Raw genomic sequence first — 17002 nt, 5'->3', positions numbered from 1 at the left:
GGCTAACGATTCAGTGAAATCAATTCATTTTCACTCAAGCAACCCCTCAGCCTAAACTGTTTGTTAATTAAAGACACTGTAAAGACCTCTGAGTAAAACCAGGCGAGACGTTCTTTCAGGTTTATCTCAGACATCAGGGCGCCAGGGTTATGAGCAAAGCATTCACGTTCAGCATTAAGCGAATTCGTTTCGACGAACATTATCAACCGTCCGAAAATACGCGCATCACGACCAACTTTGCCAATTTGGCGAGAGGCAAGCGTCGTCAAGAGAATCTGCGCAATACCTTAAGGATGATTGACAACCGCTTTAATGCCCTGGCGCATTGGGACAACCCCAAAGGCGATCGCTATACGGTCGAACTTGAAATCATTTCTGTTGAGATGAATATCGATGCCAGCTGCACGGGCAACGGCATCCCCCTGATTGAAATATTGAAATCAAATATTATTGACCACAAGACCCATGAACGTTTTGAAGGCATCGTAGGTAACAACTTCTCCTCCTACGTGCGTGATTATGACTTCAGCGTGGTGCTGTTGGGGCACAACAAGGATCAAGCCGAATTCAGCACGCCGGATAACTTTGGCGATTTGCACGGAAAGCTATTCAAGTGCTTCGTCAACTCCGACACCTACAAACAAAACTTCAATAAACCGCCGGTTATCTGCCTGAGTGTTTCAAACACCAAGACCTACCACCGGACTGAAAACCAGCACCCTGTCTTGGGCATTGAATACCAGCAGGATGAATACTCCTTAACGGATGAGTACTTCAATAAAATGGGGCTGAAGGTTCGCTACTTCATGCCGTCCAACAGCGTTGCGCCGCTGGCATTTTACTTTTCCGGTGATTTGCTCAGTGATTACACCAATCTTGAGCTGATCAGCACCATCAGTACGATGGACACTTTCCAAAAGATCTACCGGCCTGAGATTTACAACGCCAACTCGGCAGCCGGGCAATCCTATCAACCGAGCTTGAAGCATCAGGACTATTCATTAACCCTGATTGTTTATGACCGCGAAGAACGTAGCCAACTGGCTATCGAGCAAGGAAAGTTTGTCGAAGAACACTTCATCAAACCGTACCAGGCTGTTCTTGAGCAGTGGTCCGCTCACTGCGCGCTTTGACTTATTTAGAATACAAGGTCACCCATCGTGAAAAAATTACTACCGACTTCAACGGCTGGCAGCCTGCCTAAACCTGCTTGGCTTGCACAACCTGAAACGCTATGGTCCCCCTGGAAACTGCAAGACGAGGAACTGGTTGAGGGCAAACAGGACGCTTTGCGTTTGTCGTTGCAGGAACAACAACAAGCCGGCATTGATATCGTCAGCGATGGCGAACAAACACGCCAACACTTCGTCACCACCTTTATTGAACACCTTGACGGCGTTGATTTTGAAAAGCGTGAAACCGTCCGGATTCGTGATCGCTATGATGCCAGCGTACCGACGGTTGTTGGCGCGGTTTCTCGCCAAAAGCCCGTGTTTGTTGAAGACGCCAAGTTCTTGCGCCAGCAAACCAAGCAGCCGATAAAGTGGGCGCTGCCAGGCCCCATGACCATGATCGACACGCTGTATGACAACCACTATAAAAGTCGCGAAAAACTGGCGTGGGAATTTGCCAAGATCCTCAATCAAGAAGCCAGGGAACTGGAGGCCGCGGGTGTCGACATCATCCAGTTTGACGAGCCGGCCTTTAACGTCTTTTTTGACGAGGTGAATGATTGGGGCGTTGCCACCCTGGAAAGGGCCATTGAAGGCCTTAAATGTGAAACCGCGGTGCATATTTGCTATGGCTATGGCATCAAGGCCAATACCGACTGGAAAAAGACGCTGGGTTCAGAGTGGCGCCAATACGAAGAAGCCTTTCCAAAGCTGCAAAAGTCCAGCATCGATATCATCTCGCTGGAATGTCACAACTCCCATGTCCCCATGGATTTGATCGAACTCATTCGCGGCAAAAAAGTGATGGTAGGCGCCATTGACGTGGCCAACCACACCATTGAAACGCCCGAGGAAGTCGCCAATACCCTACGCAAAGCGCTTCAATTTGTGGACGCCGACAAGCTCTACCCTTGCACCAACTGTGGCATGGCCCCGCTGCCTCGCCAGGTAGCCAGAGGCAAGCTGAACGCGCTGAGTGCAGGTGCGGAAATCGTTCGAAGAGAGCTCTCGAACTAGTGCTGGGCGAAGGCCGGAAGTGGAGCATGGCAGGGAAGAAAATGCCGCACCACTTTAGGCCTTCACGCTTTCGAACAGCACTCACTATTCAGGATTGACTATGTCACGTCCCAATACCGCTATCGAGCCATTGAGCTTTCGCGAAGCGCTCGGACACTACGCATCCGGTATCACGGTGATCACATCCCATGTGGATGACGAGCCCATTGGCTTCACTTGCCAGTCGTTCTATAGCGTGTCAATGAACCCGCCACTGGTGTCATTCAGCGTCATGTCCAACTCGGCCAGCTATCCCAAGATCCGCCAGGCAGGAAGGTTCGCAGTCAATATCCTGTCAGCTGAGCAGGTCAGGATTTCCAACCAGTTCGCCCGTCGAGGCACGGATAAATGGCACGGCATCGAATGGCAGGTATCGCCGCTGGGTAATCCGGTCATTGCCGGGAGCCTGCACTGGCTGGATTGTGAAATCCACGCCGAGCACGTCGCGGGTGATCACCTGATCGTGATTGGTGAAGTGAAAGCGCTGGATTTAGCCAAAGAGGCTGTTGCGACGCGGCCATTGCTGTATTTCAAAGGGCAATATTGCAACATCGCCACGCATGGCGTGGTTTGAATGGCTAACTAGGCTGCTCTCTTTTTTCAACGCAAAAAAAAGCCTGCATCTCTGCAGGCTTCTCTTTATGTTGCTATCTGGCTCCACGACCTGGACTCGAACCAGGGACCCAATGATTAACAGTCATTTGCTCTACCAACTGAGCTATCGCGGAATGCGCCGTATGTTACTGATTAAAAAGGATAAGTCAAGCCTTCTCCGGCATTTGGCGTGATTAAACCGGATGGTCGGTTGAATCGGCGTGTTCCCTGGCCAACTCCAGCCACGCCAGCGCGGCCGGTGGCAGGTGGGCGCTGGTGCGCCAGGCCAGAGCGATGTGCCAGTCGGTGTGGGGTTCGTCCAAGGGAATCAGGGCGATGCCCGCGTGTTGATGCTTGTACGCCAGCATGCGTGGCACAAAGGCCACGCCCAGTCCGGCGGCGACCAGGTCGATGATGAAGTCGATCTGCCCGCTGCGTGCGGTCACCTTGGGGCTGACGCCTTTGCGCTCGCAGGCTGCGAGGATCTTGGCGTTGAGGGCGAAGCCGGCTTCGAACAAGATGAAAGGAGAATCCGCCAGGTCGGTGAAGTCGATGCGGCTGCGTTGGGCCAACGGATGACTGATGGGCAACACGGCCATCAAAGGTTCATTGCGCACGGGCTGGTAATCGAAATCTTCGTCTACCGGCAGCAGCAGCGCCGCCAGGTCGACCTCCCCCGCCTCCAGGCACTCGCGCAACTTTTTGCTGCCGTACTCGGTGAGTTCGATGTCGATATCCGGGTAGCGGCTGCGGTAGGTCGCAAACATCGTCGCAAACAGCACACCGCAACCTACGGGCGGCAGGCCGATGCGCAGCACGCCACGTTTTAAACCACGCAGGTCGTTGATCTCGGCCACCAAATCGTTGCGCTCGGCGAGCAGCACCAAGGCGCGGCGGTAGGCGATTTCGCCGGCGGCAGTGAGTTCGTTGCGATGGCCCAGGCGATTGAGCAGCGGCGTGCCCAGTTCATCTTCCAGGGTCTTGACCGCCTTGCTGACGGTGGATTGGGTCAGTGACACCACCTCGGCAGCCTGGGAAAAACCGCCCTGGCGCACCACTTCGACAAAGGCGCGCAACGTTCTGAGGTTCATCAGTATTCCTTTGGCGACTGGCTGCCAGCGATAAAAGTTGTTTTTATCATGCCAGAGAATTGCCTATCCTGAACCCACCTTGCCTTGTGGAGCCCCCAATAATGATCATCTCGTCCGCCTCCGACTACCGTGCAGCCGCCAAGCGCAAGCTGCCGCGCTTCCTGTTCGACTACATCGACGGCGGCGCCTACGCCGAACACACGCTGCGCGCGAACAGTTCGGACCTGGCCGAGATCAGCCTGCGCCAACGCATCCTGCGCAATGTTGACAATCTGAGCCTGAAGACCACGCTGTTCGGCCAGGCGCTGGACATGCCGGTGATCCTCAGCCCGGTGGGCCTGACCGGCATGTACGCACGACGTGGCGAAGTGCAGGCGGCCAAGGCAGCGGCGAACAAAGGCATTCCGTTCTGCCTGTCGACGGTGTCGGTGTGCCCGATTGAAGAGGTGGCATCGCAGAGCGCGCAGGCGATCTGGTTCCAGCTGTATGTGCTCAAGGACCGTGGTTTCATGCGCAATGCGCTGGAGCGCGCCCAGGCTGCCGGCGTGACCACACTGGTGTTTACCGTGGATATGCCCACGCCCGGCGCGCGTTATCGCGATGCGCACTCGGGCATGTCCGGCCCGTTCGCAGCACAGCGGCGCATGCTGCAAGCCGTCACCAAGCCGCAATGGGCCTTCGATGTAGGACTGATGGGCCGTCCCCATGACCTGGGCAATATCTCCAAGTACCTGGGCAAACCCACACACCTGGAAGACTACATCGGCTGGCTGGCGAACAATTTCGACGCCTCCATCAGTTGGAAAGATCTGGAGTGGATCCGCGAATTCTGGAAAGGCCCGATGATCATCAAAGGTATTCTCGACCCGCAGGACGCCAAGGACGCGGTGAGTTTCGGCGCCGATGGCATCGTGGTCTCCAACCATGGCGGTCGCCAGTTGGACGGCGTGCTGTCCACTGCCAAAGCCCTGCCCCCGATTGCCGATGCGGTGGGTGACGACCTCACGGTGCTGGTGGACTCCGGCATCCGCTCCGGGCTGGACGTGGTGCGCATGCTGGCCCTGGGCGCCAAGGCCTGCCTGCTGGGTCGCGCCACGGCCTACGCGCTGGCCGCCGACGGCCAACACGGCGTGGAAAACCTGCTGGACATCTTCGCCAAGGAAATGCGCGTGGCCATGACGCTGACCGGCGTCACCTCCATCGCGCAGATCGACCGCTCTACCCTGGTCTAACCCTGCTGCTCGACGATCCCACGGGCCTTGAGTTGGGCCAGTTGCTCCGCCGACAAGCCCAACCGCTCACCGAGGATATCGTCGGTGTGCTGCCCCAGCCTCGGCGCCGGCCGCACGTATTCCACGGGCGTGCCGGACATTTTTATCGGGCTGCCGACCATGGCGAAATCCGGGTTCTGCGGGTGTGGAATCTTCACCATCAGGTTACGTGCGATCACCTGGGGTTCTTCCAAAGATTGCGCAATCGAGTTGATCGCCCCCACCGGCACCTTCGACGCATGGATGCACGCCACCCACTCATCGGCGCTGCGCCCCAGGAAGTGGGCCGAGAGCAACGCAACGATCTCTTCGCGATGGGCCACGCGGTCGGCATTGCGACAAAAGCGCGGGTCCTGCGGCAAGTGCGGCAGGCCGATGCTCTGGCACAGGGCGATGAACTGGCTGTCATTGCCGCAGGCGATGATGAAGTCACGGTCAGCGGCGCGGAACACCTGGTAAGGCACGATGTTGGCGTGGGCATTGCCGTAACGCTGCGGCACCTTGCCTGATGCCAGGTAGTTCATGCTCTGGTTGGCCAACGTGGCGACCTGCACGTCCAACAACGCCATATCGATGTATTGGCCAACGCCGGTGCGCTCACGGCTGAGCAATGCGGCCTGGATTGCCACGGTGGAATACAGGCCGGTCATCAGGTCGGAAAACGCCACGCCAACTTTTTGCGGGCCGCCGCCCGGCAAATCATCACGCTCGCCGGTGATGCTCATTAAGCCGCCGATGCCCTGGATGATGAAGTCGTAACCCGGCTCTTCGGCACGCGGCCCGGTCTGGCCGAAACCGGTGATGGAGCAATACACCAAGCGCGGATTGATCTCGGCCAGGGTCGCGTAATCCAAGCCATAACGGGCCAGGGAGCCGGCCTTATAGTTCTCGATCAGTACATCCGAGCTGGCCGCCAATGCGCGTACCAACTCCTGACCTTCGGGCGTGGCCATGTCGATGGCCACGGATAACTTGCCGCGATTGGTCGACTGATAATAAGAAGCCTCACCGGACGATTCGCCGGTGTCGGTCTTCATCCAGGGCGGCCCCCAGGCACGGGTGTCGTCACCGCTTTTCGGGCGTTCGATCTTGACCACTTCCGCGCCAAGGTCGGCCAACACTTGCCCACACCAGGGGCCGGCCAACACACGACTTAAATCCAGCACCCGCAAACCTGTCAATGCACCCATTGTTCTTATCCTGTGAGGTTGGGAAATCAGCCGGCTGTCGGCTCTTCATGGCGCAGGGAAACCCCCAGCATCGCCCGCCGCCGCAGCCAGGGGCTGGGACGGTAACGCGGGTCATGGGTGAGTTCGCTCATGCGCTGCAAAATCGTGAGAATGCGCCGAGGCCCAAGCGCATCGCCCCAAGCCAGCGGACCCTTGGGGTAACCGAGGCCGAGTTGCACGGCCTGGTCGATATCTTCGACGCTGGCGATGCGCTGCTGGGCAATGTCACAGGCCAGGTTGACCACCATCGCCAGGGTGCGCTGGGCGACGAAGCCAACGCTGTCGCCAATCACTGTGACGCCCACGCCGTCCGACGCCAGCAAGGCGTGAGCCGCATCGCGCATGGCGGGCGATGTCAGCGGGTTTTGCATCAGCGTGCGATGGCGCGACAGGTCCGTCAGCAGGTCGATGCACAGGGTGCGCGCAGGGTCGGTATCGAAGCGCACGCAGGCGCTGGTGGCGTCGCGGCCATACGGGGCCAGCAGGCACAACGCCTCGGGCGAAGGTTGCGCAGCGTGTTCCAGGTGGGCGCCCAGGTTGATCACCAGGGCGCTCAAGCGTTCGTAGTCTTCACTGTTTTCCGTGGCGATCCATACCGGCGGTTGTTGTTGCACCGTGGGCACTGGCTGGGGTTGCGGGCCGTTGATGAGCTGGCCGTTTTCATACTGATAGAACCCGTGGCCGGTCTTGCGGCCAAGGCGGCCGCCCACCAGCATCTGCCGGGTCAGGGACGAGGGTTTGTAGCGCGGTTCCTGATAGAACTGGTTGTAGATCGACTCCATCACCGGGTGCGACACATCCAGGCCGGTGAGGTCCAGCAACTCCAACGGCCCCATCCGGAACCCGGCGCCGTCGCGCAGGATGCGGTCGATATCACCGCGCTCGGCAATGCCCTCATCCAGCATCTTCAAGGCTTCGGTGCCATAGGCACGGCCGGCGTGGTTGACGATGAAACCCGGCGTGTCCTTGGCGCGCACACCGCGATGGCCGATGCGTGCAACCAGGGCCAGCAGCGCGTCGCCCACCTTTGGCGCGGTGGCCAAACCATCGATCACCTCCACCACGCGCATCAGCGGCACCGGGTTGAAGAAGTGCAGCCCGGCCACGCGTTCAGGGTGTCGGCAACCGGTGGCGATGGCCGTGACAGACAGCGAGGAGGTGTTGGTGGCGAGGATACAGGTCGGGCTGACGATGCCTTCCAGCTGTTGCAGCAGGCCGCGTTTGGCGTCGAGGTTTTCCACGATGGCTTCGACGACCAGGTCGCAATCGCCCAGGTCATCAATCGCCTCGGCAACCCGCAGGTTGGCCAGCGCCGCCTCCATCGCGGCCTGGCTGATCTTGCCCTTGCTCACCAATTTGGCAAAGGTGCCGCTGAGATTATCCCGAGCCGATTGCGCAGCGCCTTCACGGGCATCGAACAGACGCACCACCACACCGGCCTGGGCTGCGATTTGTGCGATGCCGGCGCCCATGACGCCAGTGCCCACCAGCCCCATCGTATTCAAGGTGTCGGTCATGCTTATTCCCCCCGATAATGCGGCGTGCGTTTCTCGAAGAACGCCGCGGCGCCCTCCTTCTGGTCCTTGGAATCGAACAGCAATTGGAATGCCTTGCGTTCCAGCACCAAGGCGCTTTCCAGCGGCAGGTCGGCGCCGGCCAGCATCACCTCCTTGATCTGCTCCACCGCCAGCGGCGGCAATGCGGCAATCTGCGCGGCCAGCTCCAGGGCGCGGGGCAGTGTCTGGTCGTCGCTGACCATTTCGCTGAGCATGCCGATGGCCAGTGCTTCTTTCGCGCTGACCATGCACCCAGTGAGCGCAATGCGCATCGCCTGGAATTTACCCACCGCGCGGATCAGACGTTGAGTGCCGCCCGCGCCAGGCATCAAGCCGAGCTTCACTTCCGGCTGGGCAAATCGTGCCGACTCGCCCGCCACGATCAGGTCGCAATGCATCGCCAGCTCGCAGCCACCGCCCAGGGCAAAACCGTTGACGGCGGCAATCACCGGCTTGGGGCAACGGCTGATGGCTTCCCACAGGTATTCCGTATGGCGGCGGTACATATCGATCGCGCCCGCACTGGCGAACTCCTTGATGTCCGCGCCGGCCACGAAGAATTGCTCGCCACCGGTCAGCACGATGGCGCGTACATCCTGGCGTCGGGACAACGCGCGGAAGTGCTCGGCGAGGGCTTCGCGCACCTGGGCGTTGAGGGCGTTTTTCACTTCAGGGCGGTGGATACGCACCACGGCCACGCCATTGTCATGGACGTCGAGGGTCACCACGGGTGGGTTAGCGCTGGTCACATTCACTCCTGCTGCACGGTTCTTGTTAGTTGGACTGCATGAGTTTCGCTGTGCGAAATAACATTCCGTATTTGTCGATTAGCATAAGTACCGACCCCGCAGGTGTAAACGAAAAAACCCGAGCAACGCTCAAAACATCGACTAACTCGCTGTTTCAAAGGGATTTATCCTTGGAGAAAATCACAAATCAAAAGGTTGATTAGTTTCGCTGTGCGGAATAGTATTTTGTTTTGTTGATTTTATAAAAAAATGAGGATTACCATGCGCCGTCGAAACCCCGAGCCGGACAGCACCGAAGTTTCCGCTTTCGAGCACGTGTTGATCGACCCGATGAACAACGATGAGGAGGAAGACAAGGACCGCCAGTTCGTCACCGCGCTGGCCCGAGGCCTGGAACTGCTGCGCTGTTTTACGCCGAGCGAGAGCGTATTGGGCAACCAGGAACTGGCGCGCAAGACCGGGTTGCCGAAACCGACGATCACCCGCATGACCCACACCCTGACCCGCCTGGGTTACCTCAAGCACCTGCCGCAGTCGGGCCGGTACCAGTTGGATGTGGGCGTGATGGCCTTCGGTTACGCGATGTTGTCGAACCTGTCGATCCGCGCCGTGGCGCATCCGTTGATGGAGACCATGGCCAAGTACGCCCAGGCGGCCGTCGCGATGGCCACTCGGGACCGCCTCGACGCGGTGTACCTGGACGTGGTCCAGGGCGAAGCGAACATGACCATGCGCCGCCAGGTCGGCACACGGTTGCCGTTGCACTTGAGTTCAGCAGGCCGCGCCTGCCTGGCAGCGATGCCGGAAAACGAGCGGGAGTTCATTCTCGACCATATCCGCCAGCGTCATCTGGAGGACTGGCCGAACATCCGCAAGGGGCTGGAACGCGCCTTCCGGGACTACACCGATTTCGGCTATTGCATGTCGATCGGTGAGTGGCACCGCGATGTCAACGCCATCGCCGTGCCCCTGCGACACGCACAACACGGCTTGCTGGCGTTCAACTGTGGCGGACCGAGTTTCCACCTCTCCCGGGAGAAACTCGAAGACGACATCGGCCCACGCCTCAAGCACATGGTGAACAATATCGAGGCCGCCACCCGCTAGCTGGACCGGTGCATGGCCTCGGCAGATTGACGATAACAGGCCCGCCGAACGGGCCGCTGAGGAATGCACATGATCCGAGACGCACAAACGCTTCATATCCTGGTGGACGCCATTGCGCAGTTCGTCGACGAAGCGCTGATCCCACGGGAAAACGAAGTCGCCGAGACCGATGAAATCCCGGCGGACATCGTCAGCCAGTTCCAGGACATGGGCCTGTTCGGCCTGACCATTCCCGAAGCCTACGGCGGCCTGGGCCTGACCATGGAAGAAGAGGTGACCATCGCCTTTGAACTGGGGCGCACCTCCCCGGCCTTCCGTTCCTACTTCGGCACCAACAATGGCATCGGCTCCATCGGTATCCTGCTGGATGGCACCGACGCCCAGAAAGAACACTACCTGCCGCTGTTGGCCAGCGGCGAGCTGCTCAGCTCGTTCTGCCTCACCGAGCCGGATTCGGGCTCCGACGCCGCCTCGCTGAAAACCACCGCCGTGCGCGATGGCGACCACTACGTGATCAACGGCACCAAGCGCTTTATCACCAACGCGCCCCACGCCGGGATTTTCACCGTAATGGCACGCACTGACCCGGCGATCCGTGGCTCGGCCGGAATCAGCGCGTTCATCATTGAACGTGACACGCCCGGCCTGTCCCTGGGCAAGCGCGACCACAAGATGGGCCAACAAGGCGCCCACACCAGCGACGTGATCTTCGACAACATGCGTGTGCCCGCCAGCCAATTGATCGGCGGTGTGGAGGGCGTGGGTTTCAAGACTGCCATGAAGGTCCTCGACAAAGGCCGCCTGCACATCGCCGCCGTCAGCGTGGGTGCTGCCGAGCGCATGTTGAACGACGCGCTGAACTACGCAATCGAACGCAAGCAATTTGGCCAGCCGATTGCCGAGTTCCAGTTGATCCAGGCCATGCTCGCCGACAGCAAGGCCGAGATCTACGCCGCGCGTTGCATGGTGCTCGACGCCGCCCGCAAGCGCGACGAAGGCCAGGATATCGGCACCGAGGCGTCGTGTTCGAAGATGTTCGCCACCGAAATGTGCGGCCGCGTCGCTGACCGTTGCGTGCAGATCCACGGCGGCGCTGGCTATATCAGCGAGTACGCCATCGAACGTTTCTACCGGGATGTGCGCCTGTTCCGCCTGTATGAAGGCACCACGCAGATCCAGCAACTGGTGATTGCCCGCAACATGATTCGCGCGGCGCAACGCTAGGACTCACCGCACCACCATACCCAATGCCCTAACAACTACAAGCAAGGTATCGCTATGGAAGTCGCCGCATCGGCGGGCGCGTTGTCGCCTGCAAAAAGCAAACTGTGGATCGTCGTTTTCATCTTCTGCTTCCTCGGCCTGTTGATCGATGGCGCGGACCTGATGTTGCTGTCCTACAGCCTCAGCAGCCTCAAGGCCGAGTTCGGCCTGACCAGCGTCGAAGCCGGCAGCCTGGGCAGCTTCACCTTGGCCGGCATGGCCATCGGTGGTATCTACGGCGGCTGGGCCTGTGACCGTTTCGGCCGGGTGAAAACCGTGGTGTGGAGCATCGTGCTGTTCTCCGTGGGCACGGCCATCCTGGGCATGACCCACAGCTATTGGCAGTTTGCAGCCACCCGGTTTTTCGCCTCCCTCGGTCTGGGCGCGCTGTATGTGGCGTGCAACACCTTGATGGCCGAATACGTGCCGACCCGCTACCGCACTACTGTGCTCGGCACCCTGCAAGCCGGTTGGTCGGTGGGCTACATCGTCGCCACCTTGCTGGCGGGATGGATTCTTCCGGAGCACGGCTGGCGCTGGTTGTTCTACGTGGCCATCATCCCGGTGATCCTCGCCGTGCTGATGCAGCGCTTGGTGCCTGAGCCTCAGGCCTGGTTGACCGCACGCGCCGAGCGGGCGAAAGACAAAGCCAACGGCAGCCAGCACGCCCTGAAGAAAAAGCCCGACGGCATGTTCAAGCTGATCTTCAGCGATCCCAAGGCCAGCCGCATGTTCCTGCTCTGGGCCCTGACCGCAGGCTTCCTGCAATTCGGCTACTACGGCGTGAACAACTGGATGCCGTCGTACCTGGAAAGCGAATTGGGGATGAATTTCAAGTCGATGACCAGCTACATGGTCGGCACCTACGCGGCGATGATCTTCGGCAAGATCCTCGCGGGCCTGGCGGCGGACCGCCTTGGACGTCGCGCGGTGTTCGCGTTCGGCGCCCTGGGCACCGCGATCTTCCTGCCGGTGATCGTGCTGTTCCAGAGCCCCGAGAATATCCTGTGGATGCTGGTGGTGTTCGGCTTCCTGTACGGAATTCCCTACGGCGTGAATGCCACCTACATGACCGAAAGCTTCGAAGCGAAGTTTCGCGGTTCGGCGGTGGGCGGTGCGTACAACATCGGTCGTATCGGCGCAGCGGTAGCGCCGGCGGCGATCGGTTTCCTGGCGTCCCATGGCTCCATCGGCATGGGCTTTTTGGTGATGGGCGGTGCGTACTTTATCTGCGGTGTCATACCTGCGTTGTTTATTCGCGATAAGCAGTTCGATCCGCAGAAACAGTAAGGCCACCGCTGAGTTGCCAAATAACTGGCGTCATCGTTCAGCGACTGTTTTTAGCGATAAAAACAGTCGCTTGATTTATAAGGCTTTTTATTAATTTTAAGCCATTTGGCATGAATCTCGCTCTAACCTCATTCAAGCAGGTTAAGCGATGACAAGACGTGCGGCAGCGCCCAGGGGTTATAACCCATTGCAAAGCGGTCTAAACTGTTACTCATGTTTTACGGAACTGACGGAACAGTAAGACGCTTGGCACTCGCCACTCTCATCGAGCCTGTAAGACAGCCAAGTGCTTAGAGGCCGATCGCTTATGAAAACACCTACCCAGACCAACGCAATTGACTTTGACAGTGCCAAATTGCAACGCCTGGGGTTTGGTCAGCCATCCCTCCTCCCACGCCGCCCTACTACCCTTGCTCAACTTCGCCAGCAGTTGGGCCTGCAATTGCAGACCAGCCTGGAGCCGGAGCGCATCCTCGGTGTGTTCTTCCGTGAGATCCAACGCCTGGTGCCCCTGGATGCCTTGCAATACCGTCATCAAGCCAGCGACTTGCGCCTGGAATTCGGCCATCGCGGCCACCACTCAGTGAGCTATAGCCTGAGCCATGAAGGCGAGCACCTGGGCGAGCTGATCTTTCGTCGCAACCAGCGCTTGGCAGAAGAAGAACTCGGCCAACTCGAATCCTTGCTGGCCACCCTGCTCTACCCGATGCGCAACGCCCTGCTCTACCGCGCCGCCACCCGCAGCGCCTTGCGCGACCCGCTGACCGAGACCGGCAACCGCATTGCCATGGACCAGACCCTGCAACGGGAAATCGACATGGCGCGCCGGCACCTCAACCCGCTGTCTTTGCTGATGCTGGACATCGATCACTTCAAGACCATCAACGACACTTACGGCCACGCCGCTGGCGATAAGGTGCTGCGCGCCGTCGCCGGGGCGATCAAGAGCCAGTTGCGTAACGTGGATATGGTGTTCCGGTTTGGCGGGGAAGAGTTTCTGATCCTGCTGTCCAACACGGGTCGCGATGCGGCGGCGATGGTCGGTGAACGACTGCGCCAAGCGGCACAGGCCCAGGACTATTGGGCGGATGACACGCGGATCGAATTGACGGTGAGCCTGGGTTGCTCGACCTTGCTGGCCGCCGAGTCCGCCGAAAGCCTGCTACGCCGGGCCGACAGCGCCTTGTACGTGGCCAAGCGAGAGGGTCGCAACCGCCTGGCAATGGCGGGGTAAAGCCCCGCCACTCCCGTTACATCACGCTTCGCTGGCGACCCGCGCCTGGCGCTCGCGCGCCACGGCTGGGGCTTTTTCTTTCTCCAGGCGCATGCAGCTTTCCAGGAACAGGTACATGTAGTCGTAGCTCTTGCACACGGCCTGGCGCAGCTCGGTCTGCAGTTCCTTGGTCGGGTTCATGCCGGCCAGGGTGCAGATGATTTCCAGCGCTTCCCACGGGTGGGCATCATCGTACTGCGCGTGCATCTTCAGCCACTTCATCGCACGCTTGCGCTCTTCCTCTGGGAAGGCCGCCGCATAGACACCGGTAGAACACACCACGGCAGACCATTCCCCGGTAGCCCCTTCGATCGCATAGTTGGTCGCGGCGATGGCCATGATCAGCGAGTCGGCAGAGCTGGTGTGCCAGCACCAATGGCTCAGTGCATGCAATTCCGGCGGTACGTTCTGGGACTGCAATTCCTCGAGGCTCACGCCGTGGGCACGGGCCCAATGCACCCAATAGTCGGCGTGGTTGAGTTCCACACGAATATTGCGCATCAGCCAGCGGCGCGCCATGTCCTCCCCAGGATGGCGGGCAAATTTGGTCTTGGTGAGGTTCTGTGCCATGTACAAGGCAAACTGTTCCACCACGGGCCATCCACCAATCAGGTAGTGGCGCATGGTCTTGGCGCTGAGGGTGTTGTCGCGCATACGCTGGTACAGTTCATGTTCGACAACGCGGCGCTTGCTCTCGCTACAGTCCAGGATCAGTTTCTGAGCCCAGGCGGGGTAACTGGAGGCTTCCATAAGCGGGCCGGTTCTGATGAATGTGTCGATCACTGTTAAGGCTCCTTTTTAAGTGTGATTGTACAGACCAGCAAATGTTTCAGCGGAATGTGCCGGGCGCCTTGAATAACAGAGGCTGCGGCCGCACAGGTCGACATTGCAAGCTATCAAAGGTAAACAATTGCGGTCGTTCAATCAGGTAGCCCTGAGCGTAATCCACACCAATTTCGAGTAATGCCTGTTCGATTTGCGGTGTCTCGACAAATTCAGCAATTGTGCGCTTACCCATGACATGGCCGATGTGGTTGATCACTTCGACCATCGCGCGGTTAATCGGGTCGTCCAGCATATCCTTTACGAAACTTCCATCGATCTTCAGGAAGTCTACAGGTAAATGTTTAAGATAGGCGAATGAGGACATTCCGGCACAAAAGTCATCCAACGAGAAATGACAGCCTAAGGCTTTGAGTTCATTAATAAAGCGGATCGCACTGCCTAAGTTTGCGATAGCACTGGTTTCAGTTATTTCAAAACAGATCATGCCCGGCGGAATACCGTATGTATGAAACTTCTCACGTAAAAACCCGAGGAAGTCATCGTCACCAATAGTGATGCCTGACAAATTGATCGCACACATGGCCATGGGGCGCCCCGGCCGCTCCTGCATGCATCGGTTGATGATCTTGAACACATTCTCGACCACCCAACGGTCCAGGGACGTCATCAAGCCATAACGCTCGGCCGCCGGGATAAAGCTGTCGGGCAGGATGATGCGACCCGCCTCGTCATGCAGGCGCAACAGGATCTCGATATGCCCATTGCCCGCGTCGGTATGCCCCAGGGGCGAAATCTCCTGTGCGTACAGGCAGAAGCGGTTCTCCTCCAACGCCATGTGCAGACGCTGCACCCAAGCCATTTCGCCAAACCGCAGGGACAGTTCCGAGTCATCGGCGTGGTAAACCTGCACGCGGTTGCGGCCTTTTTCCTTGGCCATGTAGCAGGCCATGTCGGCGGCGCGCAGTGAGGTTTCCAGCGTCGTCGGGGTTTGCCCCAGATGCACCAGGCCAATGCTGACGGTGGTCATGAACGGCCGCCCCTTCCATACAAAGTGCAGGCTTTGCACGGTATGGCGCAGGCTCTCGGCGATCTTTTCCGCCACCGCTGCCGGGCAGTTCTCCAGCAGGATGCCGAACTCATCACCGCCCAGCCGCGCCAGGGTATCGCCCTCGCGCAGGTCCGACTGCAGCAGCGCACAGATATGCCGCAGCAATTCGTCACCGGCCGCGTGGCCACAGGTATCATTGACCAGTTTGAATTGGTCCAGGTCAAGAAACATCAACGCATGCCGCTCGCCCAAATGCTGCGCTGTGGGATGCAGCACCTGTTCCAGACGGAATTCGAATTCGCGGCGGTTGGCCAGGCCGGTCAGGGCGTCGTGGGTCGCCTGCCAGGACAGGTTGGCGATGTATTGACGCTCCTGGGTCATGTCATGCAATACCAGCACCGCCCCCGTGACCTTGCCGGCGCTGCGGATCGGCGCACCCACCAGCGTCACCGAAACCGTGCTGCCATCCAGGCGCTGGATGGTTTTGGAATGCTCGCTGCCGCCACTGAGCTGGCCCTTGACGATGTGTTCAATAAGCGTAAAGCCGTCGGGCTGGGCATTGTCATCCAGCAGGTTGAACAGCCCCGCCAGGGGCAGCCCATGGGCCTGGGCCGAATTCCAATGGGTCAGCGCCTCGGCCGCAGGGTTCATGTAAGTGATGGCGCCGTCGACATCGGTGGTGATCACCCCATCGCCAATCGACTCCAACGTGATCTGCGCTCGCTCCTTCTCTTGCTGCAAGGCGTCGGCAAACGCGTGACGCTGGGTCAGCAGCTTATGGGTACGCAGCAGCGCCAGTACGATCAGGCCCAGAGCCGTGGCCAGGTTGGTGGTGAGCAGCAACCGCAGGATCATCCGCGAGCCTTCGCCCAAGGCATCACTGAACGCCTTGGCCGCCGGTGTCACGCCTTCGTTGATGGCGGTGATATGGGCTTTCCACTGGCGCACGTCGTTGGCGCTCACCTGGTCGCGGGTGATCGCGCCGTGCATCTCACGGGCGAGGTCATCCAGTTGCACCAGGTAGCCATCGCCGACTGTCCATAGTTCGATGGCTTTTTCCAGGTAGCTGAAATGACGGAAATTGAGGTACAGCCAGATCAGGCTGGAGACATCGTCCGGGTGGTTGCCACCTTTGAGGATGCCCAGGCGGGCAGCGCTGAGGTCTGGTGTGGGTTGGTCCAGCGCAACCCGCAATTCATGCCCGCCCTGGGGCACGGCAATCGCCTGCTGGTATTTGAGGTAGGTGGTTTCGTCACGGTTGTCGGCGTAGAGCGTCAGGTAATAGATGGCATCTTTCTGGCCCTTGGACCACAGACTTTCACCTGCCACATAGCCGCGCACTGCCGAGAGCACGTAGAGACTGACGCAGCCTAACAATGCCTGGAACAGTACGACGGCGATAAAAGGCCAGACAATGCCCAACAGCCGTGGCGTTCCGAGAGTCCGCTTTTGCTTCATGAAGCCCCTTGCACATGCACCGCTGGATACGCACGCGAAACACCGCTTCCGATAGCTCA

General features: G+C 59.2%; 14 protein-coding genes and 1 tRNA gene. 8 read left to right on the top strand and 7 right to left on the bottom strand.

All coding sequences use genetic code 11. The features are described 5' to 3' along the window. Window positions 1-149: 149 nt before the first annotated feature. The 3 genes from H096_RS19470 to H096_RS19460 all read left to right on the top strand — a co-directional run bounded on the left by H096_RS19470 (window position 150) and on the right by H096_RS19460 (window position 2802). Window positions 150-1133 carry a DUF1852 domain-containing protein gene (locus H096_RS19470; protein WP_033900964.1) on the top strand — a complete coding sequence of 328 codons (984 nt, stop codon included), beginning with the start codon at window positions 150-152 and terminating at the stop codon, window positions 1131-1133. A gap of 27 nt (window positions 1134-1160) precedes the next feature. After that, window positions 1161-2189: a methionine synthase gene (locus tag H096_RS19465; RefSeq protein ID WP_191983014.1), complete on the top strand. Its 1029-nt coding sequence runs from the start codon at window positions 1161-1163 to the stop codon at window positions 2187-2189. Between the two features lie 100 nt (window positions 2190-2289). After that, window positions 2290-2802 (top strand): flavin reductase family protein, encoded by a 513-nt coding sequence (locus H096_RS19460; RefSeq protein ID WP_033900960.1) that lies wholly within the window; start codon window positions 2290-2292, stop codon window positions 2800-2802. A 78-nt stretch (window positions 2803-2880) separates the two neighbouring features. Here the strand turns inward: H096_RS19460 and H096_RS19455 are convergent. Both H096_RS19455 and H096_RS19450 read right to left on the bottom strand, forming a co-directional pair. After that, window positions 2881-2956 (bottom strand) — tRNA-Asn (locus tag H096_RS19455). A 60-nt stretch (window positions 2957-3016) separates the two neighbouring features. After that, complete coding sequence (locus H096_RS19450) at window positions 3017-3913, bottom strand: LysR family transcriptional regulator (protein WP_033900958.1); 897 nt, start codon at window positions 3911-3913, stop codon at window positions 3017-3019. 101 nt (window positions 3914-4014) lie between these two features. On the opposite strand from H096_RS19450, the gene lldD reads away from it, so the two are divergent. Next, complete coding sequence (gene lldD, locus H096_RS19445; protein WP_033900956.1) at window positions 4015-5145, top strand: FMN-dependent L-lactate dehydrogenase LldD; 1131 nt, start codon at window positions 4015-4017, stop codon at window positions 5143-5145. Here lldD and H096_RS19440 read toward each other — a convergent pair. From H096_RS19440 to H096_RS19430, 3 genes are read right to left on the bottom strand one after another with little or no spacing between them, the layout of a single operon-like run. Continuing rightward, on the bottom strand, window positions 5142-6374 hold the full coding sequence (locus H096_RS19440; RefSeq protein ID WP_033900954.1) for a CaiB/BaiF CoA-transferase family protein: 1233 nt from the start codon (window positions 6372-6374) through the stop codon (window positions 5142-5144). The two genes, lldD and H096_RS19440, sit on opposite strands and share 4 nt — an antisense overlap. A 26-nt stretch (window positions 6375-6400) precedes the next feature. After that, complete coding sequence (locus H096_RS19435) at window positions 6401-7930, bottom strand: 3-hydroxyacyl-CoA dehydrogenase (protein WP_033900952.1); 1530 nt, start codon at window positions 7928-7930, stop codon at window positions 6401-6403. A 2-nt stretch (window positions 7931-7932) separates the two neighbouring features. Further along, window positions 7933-8718, bottom strand: a complete 786-nt coding sequence (locus H096_RS19430; RefSeq protein WP_033900950.1) for an enoyl-CoA hydratase — start codon at window positions 8716-8718, stop codon at window positions 7933-7935. 249 nt (window positions 8719-8967) lie between these two features. On the opposite strand from H096_RS19430, the gene H096_RS19425 reads away from it, so the two are divergent. The 4 genes from H096_RS19425 to H096_RS19410 all read left to right on the top strand — a co-directional run bounded on the left by H096_RS19425 (window position 8968) and on the right by H096_RS19410 (window position 13612). Then, window positions 8968-9825, top strand: coding sequence for an IclR family transcriptional regulator (locus tag H096_RS19425; protein ID WP_033900948.1), 858 nt, complete (start codon window positions 8968-8970; stop codon window positions 9823-9825). 69 nt (window positions 9826-9894) lie between these two features. Further along, a complete protein-coding gene (locus H096_RS19420) occupies window positions 9895-11049 on the top strand; it encodes an acyl-CoA dehydrogenase family protein (RefSeq protein WP_033900947.1) in 1155 nt (384 codons plus the stop codon). Window positions 11050-11103: 54 nt separating this feature from the next. Beyond that, complete coding sequence (locus H096_RS19415) at window positions 11104-12378, top strand: MFS transporter (RefSeq protein WP_033900945.1); 1275 nt, start codon at window positions 11104-11106, stop codon at window positions 12376-12378. A 307-nt stretch (window positions 12379-12685) separates the two neighbouring features. Next, window positions 12686-13612, top strand: a complete 927-nt coding sequence (locus H096_RS19410; RefSeq protein WP_016976404.1) for a GGDEF domain-containing protein — start codon at window positions 12686-12688, stop codon at window positions 13610-13612. 21 nt (window positions 13613-13633) lie between these two features. Here H096_RS19410 and H096_RS19405 read toward each other — a convergent pair whose 3' ends face one another. Beyond that, the gene (locus H096_RS19405; RefSeq protein ID WP_033900943.1) at window positions 13634-14434 is read right to left on the bottom strand and encodes an iron-containing redox enzyme family protein; all 801 of its coding nucleotides are present in this window, start codon (window positions 14432-14434) and stop codon (window positions 13634-13636) included. Between the two features lie 46 nt (window positions 14435-14480). Continuing rightward, entirely contained in the window at window positions 14481-16943 is a 2463-nt protein-coding gene (locus H096_RS19400) for an EAL domain-containing protein (protein WP_033900941.1), read from the bottom strand. Between the last annotated feature and the right edge of the window lie 59 nt (window positions 16944-17002).

The sequence above is a fragment of the Pseudomonas sp. FH1 genome (genome assembly GCF_000510895.2).
Classification (GTDB): domain Bacteria; phylum Pseudomonadota; class Gammaproteobacteria; order Pseudomonadales; family Pseudomonadaceae; genus Aquipseudomonas; species Aquipseudomonas azotoformans_A.
This window is presented reverse-complemented; position numbering and strand designations above follow the sequence as displayed.